Origin of the sequence: Methylomonas sp. DH-1, assembly GCF_046097555.1 — a bacterium.
Classification (GTDB): Bacteria; Pseudomonadota; Gammaproteobacteria; order Methylococcales; family Methylomonadaceae; genus Methylomonas; species Methylomonas koyamae.
In genome coordinates, this window is record NZ_CP143089.1 from 3893862 (window position 1) to 3911798 (window position 17937).

18 protein-coding genes are annotated in these 17937 nt (G+C 57.7%); 11 read left to right on the forward strand and 7 right to left on the reverse strand.

Annotation, left to right across the window (positions count from 1 at the left end; translation table 11 throughout):
- On the forward strand, window positions 1–1473 hold the full coding sequence (locus VXJ35_RS17800) for a nitrous oxide reductase accessory protein NosL (RefSeq protein ID WP_064022588.1): 1473 nt from the start codon (window positions 1–3) through the stop codon (window positions 1471–1473).
- Window positions 1474–1560: 87 nt separating this feature from the next.
- On the forward strand, window positions 1561–2022 hold the full coding sequence (locus VXJ35_RS17805; RefSeq protein WP_082880986.1) for a protein-disulfide reductase DsbD N-terminal domain-containing protein: 462 nt from the start codon (window positions 1561–1563) through the stop codon (window positions 2020–2022).
- Between the two features lie 163 nt (window positions 2023–2185).
- Here the strand turns inward: VXJ35_RS17805 and VXJ35_RS17810 are convergent, their stop codons facing one another.
- Both VXJ35_RS17810 and lnt read right to left on the reverse strand, forming a co-directional pair.
- Window positions 2186–2932 (reverse strand): hypothetical protein, encoded by a 747-nt coding sequence (locus VXJ35_RS17810; protein WP_064022590.1) that lies wholly within the window; start codon window positions 2930–2932, stop codon window positions 2186–2188.
- Between the two features lie 170 nt (window positions 2933–3102).
- Window positions 3103–4599 carry an apolipoprotein N-acyltransferase gene (lnt, locus tag VXJ35_RS17815; protein ID WP_064022591.1) on the reverse strand — a complete coding sequence of 499 codons (1497 nt, stop codon included), beginning with the start codon at window positions 4597–4599 and terminating at the stop codon, window positions 3103–3105.
- 111 nt (window positions 4600–4710) lie between these two features.
- Between lnt and VXJ35_RS17820 the strand changes: the two genes are divergently transcribed.
- Window positions 4711–6228, forward strand: a complete 1518-nt coding sequence (locus VXJ35_RS17820; protein ID WP_064022592.1) for a hypothetical protein — start codon at window positions 4711–4713, stop codon at window positions 6226–6228.
- Here the strand turns inward: VXJ35_RS17820 and VXJ35_RS17825 are convergent.
- The 4 genes from VXJ35_RS17825 to VXJ35_RS17840 all read right to left on the reverse strand — a co-directional run bounded on the left by VXJ35_RS17825 (window position 6212) and on the right by VXJ35_RS17840 (window position 9983).
- Window positions 6212–7105 carry a 5'-nucleotidase gene (locus VXJ35_RS17825; RefSeq protein ID WP_064022593.1) on the reverse strand — a complete coding sequence of 298 codons (894 nt, stop codon included), beginning with the start codon at window positions 7103–7105 and terminating at the stop codon, window positions 6212–6214. The genes VXJ35_RS17820 and VXJ35_RS17825 overlap by 17 nt on opposite strands.
- A gap of 10 nt (window positions 7106–7115) precedes the next feature.
- Complete coding sequence (locus VXJ35_RS17830; protein WP_064022594.1) at window positions 7116–8876, reverse strand: SPOR domain-containing protein; 1761 nt, start codon at window positions 8874–8876, stop codon at window positions 7116–7118.
- 64 nt (window positions 8877–8940) lie between these two features.
- Window positions 8941–9681: a class I SAM-dependent methyltransferase gene (locus VXJ35_RS17835; protein WP_064022595.1), complete on the reverse strand. Its 741-nt coding sequence runs from the start codon at window positions 9679–9681 to the stop codon at window positions 8941–8943.
- A complete protein-coding gene (locus VXJ35_RS17840) occupies window positions 9678–9983 on the reverse strand; it encodes a DUF1244 domain-containing protein (protein WP_064023582.1) in 306 nt (101 codons plus the stop codon). The genes VXJ35_RS17835 and VXJ35_RS17840 overlap by 4 nt, the downstream gene beginning before the upstream one ends.
- Before the next feature lie 112 nt (window positions 9984–10095).
- On the opposite strand from VXJ35_RS17840, the gene VXJ35_RS17845 reads away from it, so the two are divergent.
- From VXJ35_RS17845 to VXJ35_RS17865, 5 genes are read left to right on the forward strand one after another with little or no spacing between them, the layout of a single operon-like run.
- Entirely contained in the window at window positions 10096–10419 is a 324-nt protein-coding gene (locus VXJ35_RS17845) for a hypothetical protein (RefSeq protein WP_157198224.1), read from the forward strand.
- A gap of 22 nt (window positions 10420–10441) precedes the next feature.
- A complete protein-coding gene (locus VXJ35_RS17850) occupies window positions 10442–10984 on the forward strand; it encodes a septation protein A (protein WP_064022597.1) in 543 nt (180 codons plus the stop codon).
- Window positions 10984–11286 carry a YciI family protein gene (locus VXJ35_RS17855; RefSeq protein ID WP_064022598.1) on the forward strand — a complete coding sequence of 101 codons (303 nt, stop codon included), beginning with the start codon at window positions 10984–10986 and terminating at the stop codon, window positions 11284–11286. The genes VXJ35_RS17850 and VXJ35_RS17855 overlap by 1 nt, the downstream gene beginning before the upstream one ends.
- A complete protein-coding gene (locus VXJ35_RS17860; protein ID WP_054762766.1) occupies window positions 11283–11558 on the forward strand; it encodes a BolA family transcriptional regulator in 276 nt (91 codons plus the stop codon). Before VXJ35_RS17855 ends, VXJ35_RS17860 begins: the two co-directional genes overlap by 4 nt.
- A 1-nt stretch (window position 11559) precedes the next feature.
- Window positions 11560–12543 (forward strand): peptidylprolyl isomerase, encoded by a 984-nt coding sequence (locus VXJ35_RS17865; RefSeq protein ID WP_064022599.1) that lies wholly within the window; start codon window positions 11560–11562, stop codon window positions 12541–12543.
- A 67-nt stretch (window positions 12544–12610) separates the two neighbouring features.
- Here VXJ35_RS17865 and VXJ35_RS17870 read toward each other — a convergent pair whose 3' ends face one another.
- Window positions 12611–12847, reverse strand: coding sequence for a (2Fe-2S)-binding protein (locus VXJ35_RS17870; protein ID WP_331711079.1), 237 nt, complete (start codon window positions 12845–12847; stop codon window positions 12611–12613).
- 189 nt (window positions 12848–13036) lie between these two features.
- Here VXJ35_RS17870 and VXJ35_RS17875 point away from each other — a divergent pair, with 189 nt between their 5' ends.
- Genes VXJ35_RS17875 through fdhF form a run of 3 tightly spaced genes read left to right on the forward strand, consistent with a single transcriptional unit; the run spans window position 13037 to window position 17930 of the window.
- On the forward strand, window positions 13037–13510 hold the full coding sequence (locus VXJ35_RS17875) for a formate dehydrogenase subunit gamma (protein ID WP_064023584.1): 474 nt from the start codon (window positions 13037–13039) through the stop codon (window positions 13508–13510).
- A 1-nt stretch (window position 13511) separates the two neighbouring features.
- Window positions 13512–15056: an NADH-quinone oxidoreductase subunit NuoF gene (locus VXJ35_RS17880; protein WP_064022600.1), complete on the forward strand. Its 1545-nt coding sequence runs from the start codon at window positions 13512–13514 to the stop codon at window positions 15054–15056.
- Between the two features lie 21 nt (window positions 15057–15077).
- Window positions 15078–17930, forward strand: a complete 2853-nt coding sequence (fdhF, locus tag VXJ35_RS17885) for a formate dehydrogenase subunit alpha (RefSeq protein WP_064022601.1) — start codon at window positions 15078–15080, stop codon at window positions 17928–17930.
- Window positions 17931–17937: the final 7 nt, after the last annotated feature.

Genomic DNA, 17937 nt, shown 5'->3' on the forward strand with positions numbered 1-17937 from the left:
ATGAAGACGAAACTGATAATACGGATAGCGTTGTTATGCCAATTATTATTGCTACCGGCCTGGGTTTGGGCAGACTCGCCGCAAATGACTCCGGTCGTGGTATCGCCGCACGAACACGAACATAAAGAACGCCCCAGTTGCCGGGTATGCGGCATGTGGATAGACCAATACATCAAAACCGCAGGCGTCATCACCTATAAAAACGACGACAAAGAATACACCTGCGGCGTGGCCTGTTTGCTCAGGGAAATCGACGATGCCGGCGGCATTTCCGAATTGAAGTCGGCCAAGGTCACCGATTGGGTGTCCGGCAAACTGGTCGACGCCGAGACGGCAACTTACGTCTTGGGCAGCAAGGTGATTCCAGACATGCTGCCCAATTACATCGCCTTTGCCGAACGCTCCGAGGCCGAAGCCTTCGCCGCTAAAGAAGGCGGCGAAATCATCGACTTTGCTGCCGCTTTCGCAGATGTGTCGCCGGTCGGCACCACCGCGCCATTCCGGATTCGGACCGCGGTCACACCGGGCGCCGGCAACTTCAGCGTCGGCATGGTGTATGGTTACATGGAGAAAAGCGCGGTCAAAAACGGCTCCAACGGCGTCGATCCGAGCACCTTCATCCACGGCAACCGTGGCCAACGCCAAGCGCCGGAGGAAGTCAAAATCCACAATCAGGCCTTCACCTTGAACTATTCGCCGACCGACAGTTTGGCCTTGTTCATGAACATTCCGTTCGCCGAACGCCGCACCAAAACCCTGAACCAATCGGCGCCAACCGCGGCGCAAAGCTTTAGCGAAACCGTGCAGGACGAGAGCGGCATTGGCGATATTACATTGGAAGGCCGCTATAACTTCTGGCACAGCACCCATTACGACAAATTTGCCAGCTTGCTGCTGGGTACTACGTTACCGACCGGCGATTTCAACGCCACCCGCGCCGCAAATGCCATCGTCGGCAGAAATCTGGTGGCAATGGGCCCGGCGCTGCAGTCGGGCAAAGAAGTCGCCACCTTCACCGGCGGCTTACTGTATTCGCAACGTTGGAAAGATTTCTGGCTGCACGCCTCCGCACTCTACAACGTGAATCCGGAGAACGACGAACAATTCAAATTCGGCGACGTGTTGACCGGCGGCTTGGCGCTGCATTACACGCCAAACTATGACGTGATGGTCGGTATCGAGTTGGACTCCAGCTACACCCAGAAAAACGAGGATATGGGGTACAAGATCGGCAACAGCGGCGGCTTGGTGACTAATTTGGCTTTCGTCGGAGACTGGCGCTTCATGAACGCCTTCGGCGGCAACTTTAAATTGCGCGGCTCGGTCGGCCTACCGATCTACGAGGATTTGAATTCGTTCCTGGTTGCCTACGGCGCAAACAACCGCTTTAACTTGACCCAGGTGCAGCCCGGAGACGGCTTCTTCGCCAACTTGGCGATCCAGTGGACATACCGCGAAGCGCCGAATTACTAACCTTGTCTACAAAAACGGCCAGCTCGGCGAACCTTAGCCGAACCGGCTATTCGCAAACAGCCGCGCCGATTGAGGTCTCGAATCGATATGTTTGCACCAGCCCGATCAGCCGTGGCGCTCGGCCTTGCGTTTGCGGCCTTGGCTGCAACCTGGGCCGAGGATACGCAACCGTTGCTACAGCCCGACGACGCCTTTCAATTTTCCGCCGAACTGGTTGGCCGCGATACGCTGGCGCTGTCCTGGGATATTGCCGACGGCTATTACCTGTACCGGCAAAAATTCAAATTCGCTGCGAAAACCGCCGATATCGTAATTGATGTGCCGTCGTTTCCCACCGGCCAAAACCGGCAGGACCCGCAATTCGGCAATGTGGAAATATTTCGAGAACGCCTGGAACTGGTATTGCCGTTTCAACGCCGTTCGGCCGCTGGGGAAACATTGAATCTGGAAGTCACTTATCAGGGCTGCGCAGATATCGGCGTTTGTTACTTGCCGATACGGAAAACCATAGGTTTCGATTTGCCCGAAGCTGCAGCCAGGCCCGAATAAGGCCGGTCCGGTTTTGCCTGGCAGACAAAGGCCCTGCCAGCGTATCCGCTAATGCGGGATTGCGCGCCAGCTTCCGCTATCGCAGCGTGCAAAAAAACGGCGGCATGCCGAACATGCCGCCGCAACTTGCTAAGTCCACGTCCCTGTGTCGTTTTTTTCCAAATCAGGCTTTGCGGCGCGAAACGCCCAAAAACCCTGCCAATGCGGAACCGAACAACCAAACCGCGCCTGGCACCGGTACCGCAGCGACCGAAAAGTTTTCGGTGTTGGGAACGCGCGCTGCGAAGCTACCGTCGCCCAGATTGGTCCAGTTGGCGTTAGCGTTGACCAATAGCCGGTAGTCGGCGAAAGCCGTTTCGCCGCTGCGCGGGCCTGCATATTCGGCATAGTCGGTGCCGCTGTTCAATTGCACCGCACTGCTGCCGACCGCCAATCCGGTATTGGCCAGCGTACCGTTGCTGCCGAAGCCGCCGTTGGAAATAGCCGCCAAAAAGGCGGTGGGCGTATTGGCGTTGCTGCCTAGCAGGGCGTAAATGGTTTCGTTGCTGGCATTGATGCCGTTGTCGCCGCCGGCGCCGAACAGGGAGCCGACCGATACCGACCGCGAGGCCTGGTCGTATTTGCTGAAGCGGATCACGGTGCCGGCCAAAATCGGCGCGGCTCCGCTATTCCAGGACAGCACGCCTTCGCCGCTGTTGAAAGCGCCGCCGGCACCGATGGCATTGCCGTTCCATTCGTTGTCGTTGAAATGGATGGTGGTGTTCGCACCGATATCGACGAAAGCCACCAACGAAAATCCGTCTTCGTCGGCATTAAACGAGGTAAAGGCGATATCGCCCGTGGTCAAAGCCGCGTGGGCATTCGCGCCGGCCACCAGCAACAGGGCCGAAACAATTGTGTTGCGAAACATCGAGTTCTCCTGGTTCAAAATTGGGATTGGCTGAATTCGAGGCTTAAGCCTCTACCGAATCGGCCGGCCGCTGCAGCGGCCGCGGCGACTTGGATATCACCCAATGTTAACCAGCTCACAAGAAGGTAAAGCGTCAACTCGGTTAAGGTTTGATGAAATGTAATACGCGGCTAACCGGCTAACCCGAAGCGGCGCTCGCCGGCGGCAACCGCTAGCGCCAATAGCGCGATGGCAGCGAACGCGCCGCCGTCGCCCAAATACAGATACGGGGTAGCGCCGCGCATCGGCACGATGCTGTCGCTGATGGCCACGGTAGCGAACAACGGCGCCTGGCGTTTGACCGCTCCGTCCGGAGCGATGAAAGCGGTCACACCGGTGTTGGTGGCCCGCACCAGATAGCGGCCGGTTTCCAGCGCCCGCATCTGCGCCATCTGCAGATGTTGGTGAGGTTGGGCCGAATCGCCGAACCAGGCGTCGTTGGTCATGTTGACGATATAGCCTGCCTCGGCCGCCTGGCGCGCGACCAGTTCGCCGAACGCATCTTCGTAACAGATAGTCGCAACGAAGGCATGGCCGCCGGCCCGCAACAGCGGCTGGCGGGCGCCGCCGGCGGCAAAGTCGCCGAGCGGGATGGCCAGTTGGTCCAACACCCAGCCCGACAGCGGTTGCAACGGCAAATATTCGCCGAACGGCAGCAGATGGACTTTGTGGTACAGCGCTTGCGTTTCGCCCAGCGCCAACACGCTGTTGTAATAGTCCCTGCCCTGGCCGCTGCTGGGCAAACCGACCACGATATCGACGCCGCGGGCGCGGGCTTCGGCTTGCAATGGGTCGATAAAAAACGGCTTAACATCCTCCAAAAACGCCGGGATCGCCGTCTCCGGCCAGATGATGACGTCGGAATCCCAATACTGTTCGGTCAGCTTGCGGTACAGATTCAAGGTCGCCAGTTGTTGGTGGGCCAGCCATTTTTCGTCCTGGCCGATGTTGCCCTGCACCAGCGTGACGGCGATCGGCGCGCCGGCCGGCTCGGTCCAGGCCACTGCCCGCAAGCCGGCGCCGGCGCCCCAGATTGCCAGCAGCAGCGCCAGGCCTGACCGCCAACGCACGGTTTTTTGCGCCATTTCCGCCGCAGCAAATGCGGAAAAGGCCAACAAAAAACCGACTGCGTAAGCGCCGCCGAGCGCAGCGAAGCCGGCCAGCGGCGTGCCGGTCTGGCTGTAGCCTATTTGCAGCCAGGGAAAACCGTTCAGCACGTAGTTGCCGCGAAAATATTCCACCGCCACCCACAACAAAGCGGCGCCGGCGGCACGCGTCCAAGCGCCAGGCCACGGCACCATTGCGATCAACCAAGCCGCCAAGGCCGGAAACCCGGCCCAGGCCGCCACCAGCAGTGCTGCCAACGCAGCGGCGCTGGCCGGATCGGCACCGCCGAAATCGTGAATGCTGATATACACCCACCAGATGCCGGAACCGAACAGGCCCAGTCCGAAACAATAGGCGGTCGCAGCCGCCCGCCGCGGCGTCTGCCGTTGCCAAGCCAGATAAAGCGCGATCAGCGCGACCGGCGCCAGATAGGGCAAGGCGTAGGGCGCGAAAGCCAAGGTCAATAAGCCGCCGCTGCACAATGCGGCGAGTTCGGAGCGGTACTGCAGGATTCGGGACATGGGCCAGCCGGTCGGACAAATGGAGCGGCATTTTATGCAGCCGCGTGCGCTTATTCAAAATCCGTGGCTGTTGAAGCGGTTAATCTGTTCTAAACTTGCCGAGGTTTCCTTATGCACATCGACTCGCCGTTCATGACCGACAAAGCATCCCTGCCCTTCCAATTGACCCACGAATCGATGGCGAGCTGGTTGAAATCGCTCAGCTCGCTGGCCCCGGCCGTTGCCGCCAACCAGCTCAATCTGACGTTGAAAGAACTGGTACGCACCGATGCCGACGCGAATGCGTTGTTGCCGCTGTTGATCAATCTGAGCCCGCTGGCGCTGCACCTGTCCAACAGCCTGGCCAATCTGGCCCGCACCGAACCGCAAGGCAAAGCCTATAAAATCGCCAAACTGGCGGTACAACTGCTGCGCCACTTGAGCCTGGCACTGTGCCGGGCGATCGAATCCAAGCAATTGGCAACGGAAACCGTACCGACCGGGATCTTCCATGCCCTGCACCTGATCGGCTATTGCCAACGCAATAGCGCGCTGTTTTACGAACCGCCGTCGGCCACGCTATGGAAAAAAACCGCCCTGCTCTACCAAATCGCCGAAAAAAAGAATTGGCTGCAGCAGGAGATCGCCGGCAAATTCGCGGATTTGAAACAACCGAATTCGATTGAAGGAGTGGTAAAGCGCAATTTGTTATTCGCAATTTTCGCCCCCAACCGCTACGCCGTCGCCGAAATCGAACCGTTATTCAAACTTGCCGCCATCACCCAACCTTTGCTGGAAACGTCGATGCAACCCAGCCAGGGGCCGGATTTCTATTGGGAGTTGAAAGACAGCGAGCCCTGTCCGGCCAAACGCGGCCATTGGCAAACCTCGCGCGGCATGATGGCCATCTGCACCCAACGTCTGGGCCACGCGCTAAGGCTCGGCGAAATCAGCAGCGAATTGCCGCAAACCACCGTGAGCAAATTGACGCAACACCTGTGCGGTTACGACCAATTATTTGCGACCGTGGACTTGAAACCGCCGATATTGCCGGCCCGATTTTTCCCCGGCCTGGGCAGCGTCCAGGCTTATTTAGCAAGCCAGGATAAATTGTCGAAAATCATGCGCCTGAGCGGGCAAACGGCAAGCAGAAACGTGCTGCGCGATATGAGTCTGGTGCCGTTGGAGCACGAAAAAAACTTTTACAAACCCAGTACCGGCCACGTTTCCAACTTCAATAACCAACCCGGTTTTCCGGTCACATTGCTGCGCAACCACAGCAAACAATTCGTCGTGGCCGAAAGCAGCGAAGGCGCGTTCTGCACCGGCGACATCGGTATGTTGAGCCGGGAACAGCAAGCACCGCGGTTGATGTTGGTGCGGCGCCAGGCCGCGTTCGAAGATACCTCGCTGATCGCCTTCGAACCGGTCATCGGCGAATTGTCCATCCACGACATCGCCGGCGACGGCGGTAAAACCGTGCAAGCGGTGCTGGTCACCGACGAAAACCATAGCGAAGTATTTCTGCCGAAAGGCAAATATGCGCTGGAAAGCAAAATAGCCCTGCCAAACGGCACTACCCTGCTTTTGAAAAGCTGTCTGGAATTTAACGAATACTACGCCCGCTTCCGCGTCACGCTTGATTCGTGACCCCGTGCGGCACGTGCGCTGCCGCTACCTGGTGCTGTTCGGCCGAATCGCAATGGCCTTTCTGGTCGTCGAAGAAAATATCGGCGCCGAACGCCTTCAAAAAAGCGCCCTTGGGCATGCCGCCCAAAAACAAAGCCTCGTCGATCCGAATCCCCCAGGCGCGCAAGGTGCGCACCACCCGTTCGTGGGCCGGCGCGGCGCGGGCGGTGACCAACGCGGTGCGGATCGGCGAGATGTCTTGGTCGAAGTGAGTCTGGATCCGGTGCAACGCGCTGAGAAATTCCTTCAACGGCCCGCCGGATAAGGGTTTATGCGCTTCGCTGCGTTCGTTGGCGGCGAATGCGGCCAGGCCGTGTTGCTGGTAAATCCGCTCCGATTCGTCGGAGAACAGCACCGAATCGCCGTCGAAGGCGATGCGCAATTGCGGCGATGGGTTGGCTACCGCACCGGAGACAATGGTCGCCGCCGCATAACCGGCGGACAAGGCTTTGCGAACGTCTTCGTTGTTGGCGGATAAGAACAAATGGGCGCCGAATGCCGGAATATACTCGTAAGGCGACACGCCGCTGGTGAACGCGGCGCGGGTAATCGCCAGTTCGTAGTGGTTGATCGAATTGAAGATGCGCAATCCGGTATCGGCGCTGTTCTGCGACAGCAGAATGATTTCGACCAGCGGAGAACCGGGAAAGGCTTTGTTGATATCGAGAAATTTCTTAACCAGCGAAAAGCCGAAGCCCGGTTGCAGGATTTCGTTTTCGTGTTCGATCTGGTAGCGGCAGAAGGCTTCCTTGCCTTGGGTTTCGAAAATCGTGTGCGATTCGTCTAGGTCGAATAAGGCCCGCGACGACACCGCGACCACCAACTTCTGGTTATTCATGGCGCCGGCCCTATTCCTTGACCCGGGTGACCCAGACCGAATCCAAATTCAGCGTTTTCTTGACTTTGGCCGCATAGGCCGCCGCTTCGTATTGGGTTTTAAAACCGTCGACGCTCAAGCGGTACCAATTTTCGCCCTTGGTTTCGGTCTTGCTGACCTTGGCCGGCACGCCCTTGCCGGCGAATTCCTGCGCCTTGCTTTTGGCGTACCAGTCCTGCTTGAACGCCACCAGATTAACCGCCCAATTTTCCTCGACCGGAGCCGGTTTCTTCTTTTCCGGTTTCGGCGCCGCCGCCACGGCCGTAACCCGCCCCTTCTCCAGGGCGCTGACTTTGTTCTGCAATGCTTCGAGCGCCGCGCCGATTTGCAGGTTTTGGTTGGCCAGTTCGGCCAGTTTGCCGGCTTGGTCGCCGCTGGGGGCGGCAGCGGCGTTGGCGTGCGGCGCCTTGCTCAATTCCGCGATCTGGGTCGACATCACGCCGGTGCTGACCGTTAGTTCGTCCAATTGCTTGTGCAGCATCGCCATCTCGGCGGCATCATTGGCCGGTGCGGCATTAACCTGTTCCTGCAACTTGCCGATAATGGCCGCCAACTCGCCGACTTGGGACTTGGCGATCATGCCTTGCACGCCCAATCCCACGCCCGCCAGCAGGGCCACGCCGGCGATGCCGGCCGCGGCATAGGCCGCCACCGGTTTTTTGGCGCTCAACGCATCCAAACCGCGCTTGGCTTTCTTTTGTTCGACCTGCAAACTTTCCAGGCCGGCCTGGCACTCGCTGAGTTGGGCTTTTTCCGGCTTTTCGGCCAATTCGTGCTTCAACTGCTGCTGTTGCCTTTTCAGCTCGGCGATCTGCCGGTTCAGCGCAGTAATGTCGCCGCTGTAGTCGACCGCCGGTGCCGGCGGTGGCACTGGGGCAGCTACGGCCGTGACCGCCGCGGCAACCGCGACGTTCGCCAAACCCGCTGCGCCGCCGGCCGCCAGCGCATCGCCATCGTCGTCAGGCTCCGGTTCTGCCACGATTCGAGCCGCTGCATCGGGCTCGGCCTCGCCGGCTTCCGCTTCGGCATCAACGGCTACCGCCTCGATCGTATCGGTATCTGCCAGTGGGCTTCCGATGTCCGCCTCGATCTCGTCCGCGGCGGCAACACCTGGCACGGCAACATCCTCGTCAGCGGAGATATCGAAATCGGCCATCAGAAAATCGGCAGTGCCATCTAACATTTCCGGCTCATCGCCGAATTCGTCGATTTCCGCCATGTTTTCCAAGTCGCCGCCGGCCGGTGCGGCAACTGCTGCGGCAACGACCGTTTCCGCTTCGGTTTCCGCGAACTCGTCGATATCGCCGACCTGCTCCAACTCGGCCACTTCGGCTATAACCTCATCCGCCGCCAATTCGCGTTCAATGTCGGCACCGACGGCATCGGCAAATTCGTCGGCCAATGTCTCGGCCTCCCGGCCGGGATTGATCGGAATATCGGCAATTTCGCTATCGAATTCGTCGCCGAATTCGTCGATATCGTCCAGCGGCCGATTCTTCCCGGCCGGCAAGTCGATTTCCAGCAAGTTGTCGAAATCGCCGAATTCGTCGATTTCTTGTTCCGCGTCGCGGCCCAGGGTTTCTTCGCCGACCAGCAACCGGTCTATCGCTTCGTCGTCGTCGATTTCGCCCACTTCGCGCCCGGCCGGTTCGCTGATGTTCAACATCGCATCCAGATCGTCGGCGAAGGCATCCAGAGTTTTTTTGCTTTTACTGCCAGTCGGTTCAGCCATGAGTCTTCTCGGTTCGGTGGGGCGGCCGCTCGCTCGCCCGAATTACGCTATTATGGTCCGGCGTCTACCCGGCTTCCTTGACAGCGGTGACCAGAGCATTGACGTCGATCCGCCGCTTCAGTTGAATCCGGCCGAATCCGGCCTCCGCCATCTGGGCCAGGGCGACCGATTCGCGCATCACATGGTTTTCGGACTCGTCGCTGAACAGATGAATGATCCAATGTTCCAACAAGTCCAGGCGGTCGATGCCGATCAATGCCCTGAAGTAACCGGCCACTTCCCGTTGCGTGGCTTGGGTGTGTTCATCGATGTCGTCCAGGGCGTAGCGGTCGCCGTTGACGAATTTGCCGCCCGGTTTCAACACCCGGTGAATCTCGGCCAGCACCTGGCGCCGGTAACCGGCTTCGAAATTATGCAGCGTGTAAGCGGATGCGACGACATCCGCGCTGTGTTCGGGCAAATCGCGCAACGCGCTGAAAGCGTCTTGTCCGGAAAATGCGAGTCGCCCTTGGTTGGCCCAGTCTTGCAAATTCTGTTTGGCCTGGTTTTGCATGGTCGGCTCGCTGTCGACGCTCAGTACCCGGCAATTCTCCGCCGCCGACAAAATCGCCAGCGTAGTGATCCCGGTACCGCCGCCCAACTCGACTACTTCCGGTGTTGTGTCGCGGCCCCGGCAAAAATCGGCGACTTCGAGCCCGACCAAGCGGCTCATTTCCGCGGCAAACGGGCAGATTAGCTTCAGCATGTCGTATTCGCGGCCGATCACGCCGGAGAACATCGCATCGAACGGGTTATCGGCGCTCATGGACTCTCCTTGAGTTTTTGCCGGGCCTGGTAGGCTGCCAATTGTTCCGGAGTAGCTTCGCGCTGGTATTTATCCTTCCATTCGGCGTAGGGCATGCCGTAAACGATCTCGCGGGCTTGCTCGTAATCGACGCCGATACCGCGTTCGGCCGCCGCCGCCGCGTACCATTTCGCCAGACAATTGCGGCAGAAATCGGCAAGTATCATCAATTCGATATTTTGAACTTCGGTGTGCTGTTGCAAGTGGGCAAGCAGTTGCCGGAAAGCAGCGGCTTCCAACTCGGTACGATCAGTATCGGCCATGAAATCCTCCTTTAAATTCGGCATTTTAGCAGCAAAGCCGCCCCGCTCATGTACAATTGCAAACAAAGATTCTACAATTAAGCATCGTTACTTCGACCCCTAGCGTCACCCCGTGAACACCATACATAGTTCATCATTGGCATTCTATCCGGTCGGATATCAATATCGGCAAACCGGAGCCGCGGACGCCAAGCCTGAACAGCCGCCGCTAGCCGATACCGACGCTGCATTAAAAAACCGGCAACCGCAAAGCCAACCCTCGTCCACCGAGCAAATCGAGGCGGCACTGGCCGAAACCGAATTGACGATAGAAACCCGCAACGCACCAACCAATTCGCGCGCCTTGAAAGCCCTGAACGCCTACACCGAAAACCGGAACCAATCCGTTCAGGCACGGCTTCACCAAACACTTTCCGGCATCGATCTATACGCCTAACCTTTCCGCTAAACCGTCCATCATGAAACCGCTTTTAGAGTTTTTCCCAATCGTTTTGTTTTTCGTCGCCTACAAGCTGTACGACATCTATGTAGCAACCGGCGTCGTGATTGCCGCGACAGTGGTTCAAGTCTGCATTTACTGGCTGCTCTACCGCAAAGTCGAAACGATGCAATGGATTACGCTGGGTTTGATTCTGGTCATGGGCGGAGCCACGCTGTATTTGCAAGACGAGCAATTCATCAAATGGAAGCTGACCATTATCGAATGGCTATTCGGCGGCGCCTTCTTGATCAGCCAGTTCGTCGGCAATAGAACCTTCATCGAACGCATGATGGGCGCCAATCTGGAATTGCCGGCCCGCATCTGGAAGCGGCTGAACCTGAGCTGGTCCTTGTTTTTCATCGGCGTCGGTTTTTTGAACTTGTACGTCATGAGCCATTACAGTACCGACGATTGGGTCAGCTTCAAGACCTTCGGCGTACCGGGTTTGATGGTGCTTTTCATCGCGGTGCAAATGGTTTTCTTATATAAATACGTGCCGTCTCCGGAAGCGAAAGAGTGATGCTGTACGCGATAATTGCCGAAGATACTGCCGACAGCTTGAGCAAACGCCTGCAAACCAGGCCCGCTCATTTAGCGCGGTTACAAGAATTGCAAGACCAAGGCCGGTTGGTTCTAGCCGGACCGCATCCGGCAATCGACGCCGAAAATCCCGGCGATGCCGGCTTCAGCGGTAGCCTGGTGGTCGCCGAATTTGCCGACTTGCAGGCCGCCCGGACCTGGGCCGAAGCCGACCCGTATTTAGCCGCCGGCGTTTACGCCCGCGTTACCGTCAAACCCTTTAAACAAGTATTTCCCCAATGACTGCCGATATCATCAGACACAAGCTGGAAGAGGCTTTTAAGCCGGAATTAATCGAAATTATCGACCATAGCGCCGCGCATGCCGGACATGCCGGAAACCAAGGCGGCGGCCATTACCACGTCACACTGGTTTCAACGCAGTTCGAAAACAAATCGTTGGTGCAACGCCACCAACTGGTCTACCAAGCCTTGGGCGACATGATGAAGGCGGAGATTCACGCCTTGAGCATTAACGCCTTAACTCCCTCTGAAAACAGCAAAGGAAATTCTTGATATGAAATTGAAACTTGTCCCCCTGGTTCTGGCCGGCGCCGCTTTGTTGCCGGGCTGCTTCGAAGAAAAAGCCAAAGAGGCAGGTCCCGCAACTCCGGCCGTCAGCAAGGAAGATGCGGTGGCCTCGGTCAACGGTACCTACATCAGCAAAAAAACCCTGGAAACACTGGAAAAAGAGATTTCCGAACGCAGCCAAGGCCAAACCTTTCCTAAAGAACAATTATTGGAAGAGCTAATTCAACGGGAATTGTTGATTCAACAGGCTTTGCAAAAACAATTGGACAAATCGCCGGAAGTGATCGAGCGGATGGCAACCGTCAGAAATTCCTTGCTGTCGCAAGCGGCGTTACAGGATTACCTGAAAGCCAACCCGGTCACCGACGAAGAAATCAAAGCCGAATACGATTCGAAAATGGCCAACATGGGCAGCGAATACAAAGCGCGCCATATTCTGGTCAAAACCGAAGACGAGGCCAAGAAATTGATTGCCGAGCTGGATAAAGGCGGCAACTTTAACGAACTGGCTAAAAAGCACTCGATCGACCCGATGGGCTCGGAAGGCGGCGACCTGGGCTGGTTTACCGCCGACCGAATGGTGCCGCCATTCTCCGAAGCGGTCGTTGCCCTGGAAAACGGCAAATACAGCAAACAACCGGTGCAGACCCAGTTCGGCTGGCATGTCATTCTGCGCGAAGACTCCAGAGCCTTGACACCGCCACCGCTGGATGCCGTCAAAGAACAAATCCGGCCGATGCTGCAACGGCAAAAAGCGCAAGCAATGATCGAAAGCTTGCGTAAGAACGCGAAAATCGAGGTGATGTTGCCGCCGACACCGCCTAAACAGGAAGAAGCGCAGCCAGCAGCACCCCAACCGGCAGCTCCTGCCGAACAACCTGCGGCGGCACCGGCCGAGCAGGCAGCCCCAGCCGAACCTGCCTCCCCCGCAGCGGAAACCAAACCTGCGGAACCGGCGGCAGCGAAATAACCAAACAGCCTGAGTTGGCAATGCAGGGCGGAATCCGCCCTGCTTCACCGAACCCCACTGCAGCGGATTAAGCCGCTTGCGCCCTCATCGCGCGATTCTGGCACTTTTCATCCAGCATAGCCTTAATGCTTAACGAGCATTTGCCACAAACACCACCCGCTCCGGTACATTCCATTACCTGTCTACGACTGCAAAGGCCCTGGTTAATCGCCTGAGCGACCTGCTTATCGGTAACCGCTTTGCACACGCACACGTACATATAACAACCTCCAAACGATTTTGGATTAATGATAACAATTATCATTTAAAAGTAAAGCGGTGTTATCGGCATTTTTCAGGTTCCGAACTAAGCCAAACATCATTGGTCGAACGATAGCATTACCCTGCGATGCTTAGGAAATTCGCGGGATTCAGCCATGATTCCGAATTGCGCTTCCGGGTTTTTTCGTGCTTAAATACCGGGATAACCTTTTCGTCATATATAGAGCCAATGATGCAAGACTATCAAACCCAACAATCCACTGTGCTGGAAATACTGGACGCTCACCGAACGATGCCGGGCAGCTTGTTACCTATATTGCACGGGATTCAGGACACCCTGGGCTACATTCCTCCGGCCGCAGTCGCCGATATCGCAAGTTCTCTGAATTTGTCGCAAGCCGAAGTGCATGGGGTTATTAGTTTTTATCATTACTTCCGCGACACTCCGCCGGGCAAGCATACCGTACGCATCTGCCGCGCCGAATCCTGCCAATCGATGAACAGCAAAGCCTTGGAAAACCACGCCAAACAGGTGCTCGGCATCGATTACCACGAAACCACCGCAGACCAAACCTTCTCGCTGGAACCGGTTTATTGCCTGGGCAATTGCGCCTGCTCCCCATCGATTACAATAGACGACCAAGTATTCGGCCGCGTCACGCCGGATAAATTCGACAGTCTGCTTGCCAAATTCAAAGGTGCTTAACATGACCCGCCTGTTTATTTCCCGCGACTCCACCGCGCTGTCACTGGGCGCAGAGCAAGTCGCAGACGCGTTTGCCCAACATACTGCCGACCGGGGCCAATCGGTACAAATCGTTCGTAACGGCTCGCGCGGCCTGTTCTGGCTGGAGCCGCTGCTGGAAGTCGAAACCCCGCAAGGCCGCGTCGCTTACGGCCCGGTCCAAGAAGAAGACGTTGCAGGACTGCTCGACGCCGGATTACTGGAAGGCAAACCCCATCCGCTTTATCTGGGCAATATCGAAGAATTGCCCTACTTCAAAAACCAAAATCGGCTGACTTTTGCTCGCGTCGGCATCACCGACCCGGTTAGCCTGGACGATTATTTGGCCAACGACGGCTATAAAGGCCTAAAAAACGCATTGGCGTTACAGCCGGCCGAGATTGTCAAACACGTCACCGATTCCGGCCTGCGCGGCCGCGGCGGCGCGGCGTTTCCGACCGGCATCAAATGGAATACCGTATTGAACGCCCCCGGCGAACAAAAATACATCGTCTGTAACGCCGACGAAGGCGATTCCGGCACCTTCTCCGACCGGATGATCATGGAAGGCGATCCTTTCGTTTTAATCGAAGGTATGACCATCGCCGGCATTGCGGTCGGCGCGACTCAAGGTTACATCTATCTGCGCGTCGAATACCCGCATGCCAAAATCGCGTTGAACCAAGCCATTGAAGCCGCCTACAAAAACGGCTATCTCGGCGAAAACATCCAAGGCAGCGGCAAAACCTTCCATCTGGAAGTACGCAGCGGCGCCGGCGCATACGTCTGCGGCGAAGAAACGTCATTATTGGAGAGCCTGGAAGGCAAACGCGGCCTGGTGCGCTTCAAACCGCCACTGCCGGCCATCGTCGGCCTGTTCGGCAAACCGACCATCGTCAACAACGTGATTTCGCTGGCCTCGGTGCCTATCATTCTGGATAAAGGCGGCGAATTCTATAAAAACTACGGCATGGGCCGCTCGCGCGGCACGCTGCCGCTGCAATTGGCCGGCAACATCAAACACCCAGGCTTGTTCGAGGCCGCATTCGGCATGACTTTGCGCGAACTGCTGTACGACTACGGTGGCGGTTCCGCCAGCGGCCGACCGATTCGCGCCGTGCAAGTCGGCGGCCCGTTGGGCGCCTACATGCCGGAAAGCCAATTCGATACCCCGCTCGACTATGAAGCCTTCGCCGCCATCGGCGCGGTATTAGGCCACGGCGGCTTGGTCGTCCACGACGACACCACCAATCTGGCCGACATGGCCCGCTACGCGATGGAATTCTGCGTCGAAGAATCCTGCGGCAAATGCACGCCGTGCCGGATCGGCTCGACCCGCGGCGTCGAAGTCATCGATCGCATCGTCGCCGATGTGGACAAAGCCAAAAACACCGAATTGCTACGCGACTTGTGCGACACAATGTTGTGCGGCTCGCTGTGCGCGATGGGCGGCATGACACCTTATCCGGTGTTGAGCGCGTTGAACCATTTTCCCGAAGACTTTGGCCTACACCCCACCAAAGCCTGATCTATCCTCCCGGAGGTAGCTATGTCATTAAACAACGAAATCGACTACGGCACGCCGGCCAGCGCGTCGGCCGAACCAGTCTCCCTGGAAATCGACGGCCACAAAGTGACCGTCAATGCCGGCACTTCGGTAATGCGCGCGGCCGCCGAAGCCGGCATCAGCATTCCGAAATTATGCGCCACCGACCACCTCGACCCATTCGGCTCGTGCCGGATGTGCCTGGTGCAAATCGAAGGAGCGCGCGGCTACCCCGCTTCCTGTACCACACCGGTTGCGGCCGGCATGAAGGTGACTACGCAGAACGAAAAATTGGCAAAACTGCGTAAAGGCGTCGCCGAACTGTATATCTCCGACCATCCGCTGGATTGCTTGACCTGCTCCGCCAACGGCAATTGCGAACTGCAAGACACGGTCGGCGCGGTCGGTCTGCGCGAAGTGCGTTACGGTTTCGACGGCGACAACCATTTGAAGGCCGAAAAAGACGAAAGCAACCCCTATTTCTCGTTCGACCCGTCCAAATGCATCGTCTGTTCGCGTTGCGTCAGAGCCTGCGAAGAGGTGCAAGGTACGTTTGCGTTGACCATCGACGGCCGCGGCTTCGAATCCAAAGTCTCTCCCGGCCAAAACCAGCCGTTCATGGAATCCGAATGCGTCTCCTGCGGCGCTTGCGTGCAAGCCTGCCCGACCGCGACTTTGATGGAAAAAGCCGTGATCGACCACGGCCAACCCGAGCATAGCACCATTACCACCTGCGCCTATTGCGGCGTCGGTTGCTCGTTCAAAGCCGAAATGAAAGGGGAGCAACTGGTGCGCATGGTGCCGGACAAAAACGGACTGGCAAACCATGGCCACTCATGCGTCAAAGGCCGCTTCGCCTTCGGTTACGCCACCCATAAAGACCGTATCACTACGCCAATGGTACGCGACAAAATCACCGATCCATGGCGCGAAGTCAGCTGGGAAGAAGCGATTCAAACCGCGGCCAGCCGTTTGAAAGCGATTCAAACCAAATACGGCAAAGATGCGGTTGGCGGCATTACTTCGTCCCGCTGCACCAACGAAGAAACCTATCTGGTACAAAAATTGATCCGCGCCGGCTTCGGCAATAACAATGTCGACACTTGCGCCCGCGTTTGCCATTCGCCGACCGGTTACGGCTTGAAAACCACCTTCGGCGAATCGTCCGGCACCCAGACCTTCGATTCGGTCATGCAATCCGACGTGATTCTGGTAATCGGCGCCAACCCGACCGACGGCCATCCTGTCTTCGGTTCGTTGATGAAACGCCGTCTGCGCCAAGGCGCCAAATTGATCGTGGTCGACCCTCGCGAGATCGACTTGGTCCGCAATAGCCCGCATATCAAGGCCGACTATCACTTGAAATTGCGTCCTGGCACCAATGTCGCCGTAGTTACCGCGCTGGCCCACGTCATCGTCACCGAAGGCTTGGTCGACGAAGCCTTCGTCAACGAGCGTTGCGACGTCGAGAGTTTCAACAAATGGCGCACCTTCGTCGCCAAACCGGAAAATTCGCCGGAAGCCGTCGCCGAACTGGCCGGCGTACCGGCCGAACTGCTGCGCGGCGCGGCGCGTTTGTACGCCACCGGCGGCAACGGCGCGATTTATTACGGCTTGGGCGTCACCGAACACAGCCAAGGCTCTACCACCGTAATCGGCATCGCCAACTTGGCAATGGCGACCGGCAACATCGGCCGCGAAGGCGTCGGCGTCAACCCGTTACGCGGCCAGAACAACGTGCAAGGCTCCTGCGACATGGGTTCGTTCCCGCACGAATTCGTCGGCTACCGCCACGTTTCCGACGGCGCCACTCGCGCCCAATTCGAAGCCGAATGGGGCGTCAGTCTGGCTTCGGAGCCCGGCCTACGGATTCCGAACATGTTCACCGCGGCTATCGAAGGCAGCTTCAAAGGCCTGTACGTGCAAGGCGAGGACATCGCCCAATCCGATCCGGACATCAACCACGTTCACCATGCCTTGCGCGAACTGGAATGCTTGATCGTGCAAGACATCTTCCTGAACGAAACCGCCAAGTTCGCCCATGTGTTCCTGCCGGGCTCGTCGTTCCTGGAGAAAAACGGCACCTTCACCAACGCCGAACGCCGGATTTCGCCGGTGCGCAAGGTCATGAAGCCATTGGCCGGCAAGGAAGATTGGGAAGTCACTCAAGACCTGTCCAATGCCTTGGGCTATCCGATGAACTACGCCCATCCGTCGGAAATCATGGACGAGATCGCGCGCCTGACCCCGCAATTCGCCGGCGTCAGCTACGCCAAAATCGACGAAATGGGCAGTATTCAATGGCCTTGCAACGAGGAACACCCGGACGGCACGCCGATCATGCACGCCGACCAGTTCGTGCGCGGCAAAGGCCGCTTCCTGTTGACCGAGTACGTGCCGACTACGGAGCGCACCAATAGCAAATACCCGCTGATCCTGACCACCGGCCGGATTTTGTCGCAATACAACGTCGGCGCTCAAACCCGGCGTACCGCGAACGTGGCTTGGCACGAAGAGGACCGCTTGGAGATCCATCCGCACGATGCCGAAGTGTTAGGCGTAGCGGACGGCGACTGGGTCGGCGTGAAAAGCCGTTCCGGCGAAACCGTATTACGCGCACGCGTCACCGACCGGATGCAACCGGGCGTGGTCTATACCACGTTCCACTTCCCGCATTCCGGCGCTAACGTGATTACGACCGACAACTCCGACTGGGCCACCAACTGTCCCGAGTACAAAGTTACGGCGGTACACGTGGCCAAGGTGGCGAAACCGTCCGAGTGGCAAAAGGAATACCAAGCCTTCTCCGACGACCAGCAATCGCTGCTGGATAACCGCATCGTCACCGCCGGCTAAATCCTGG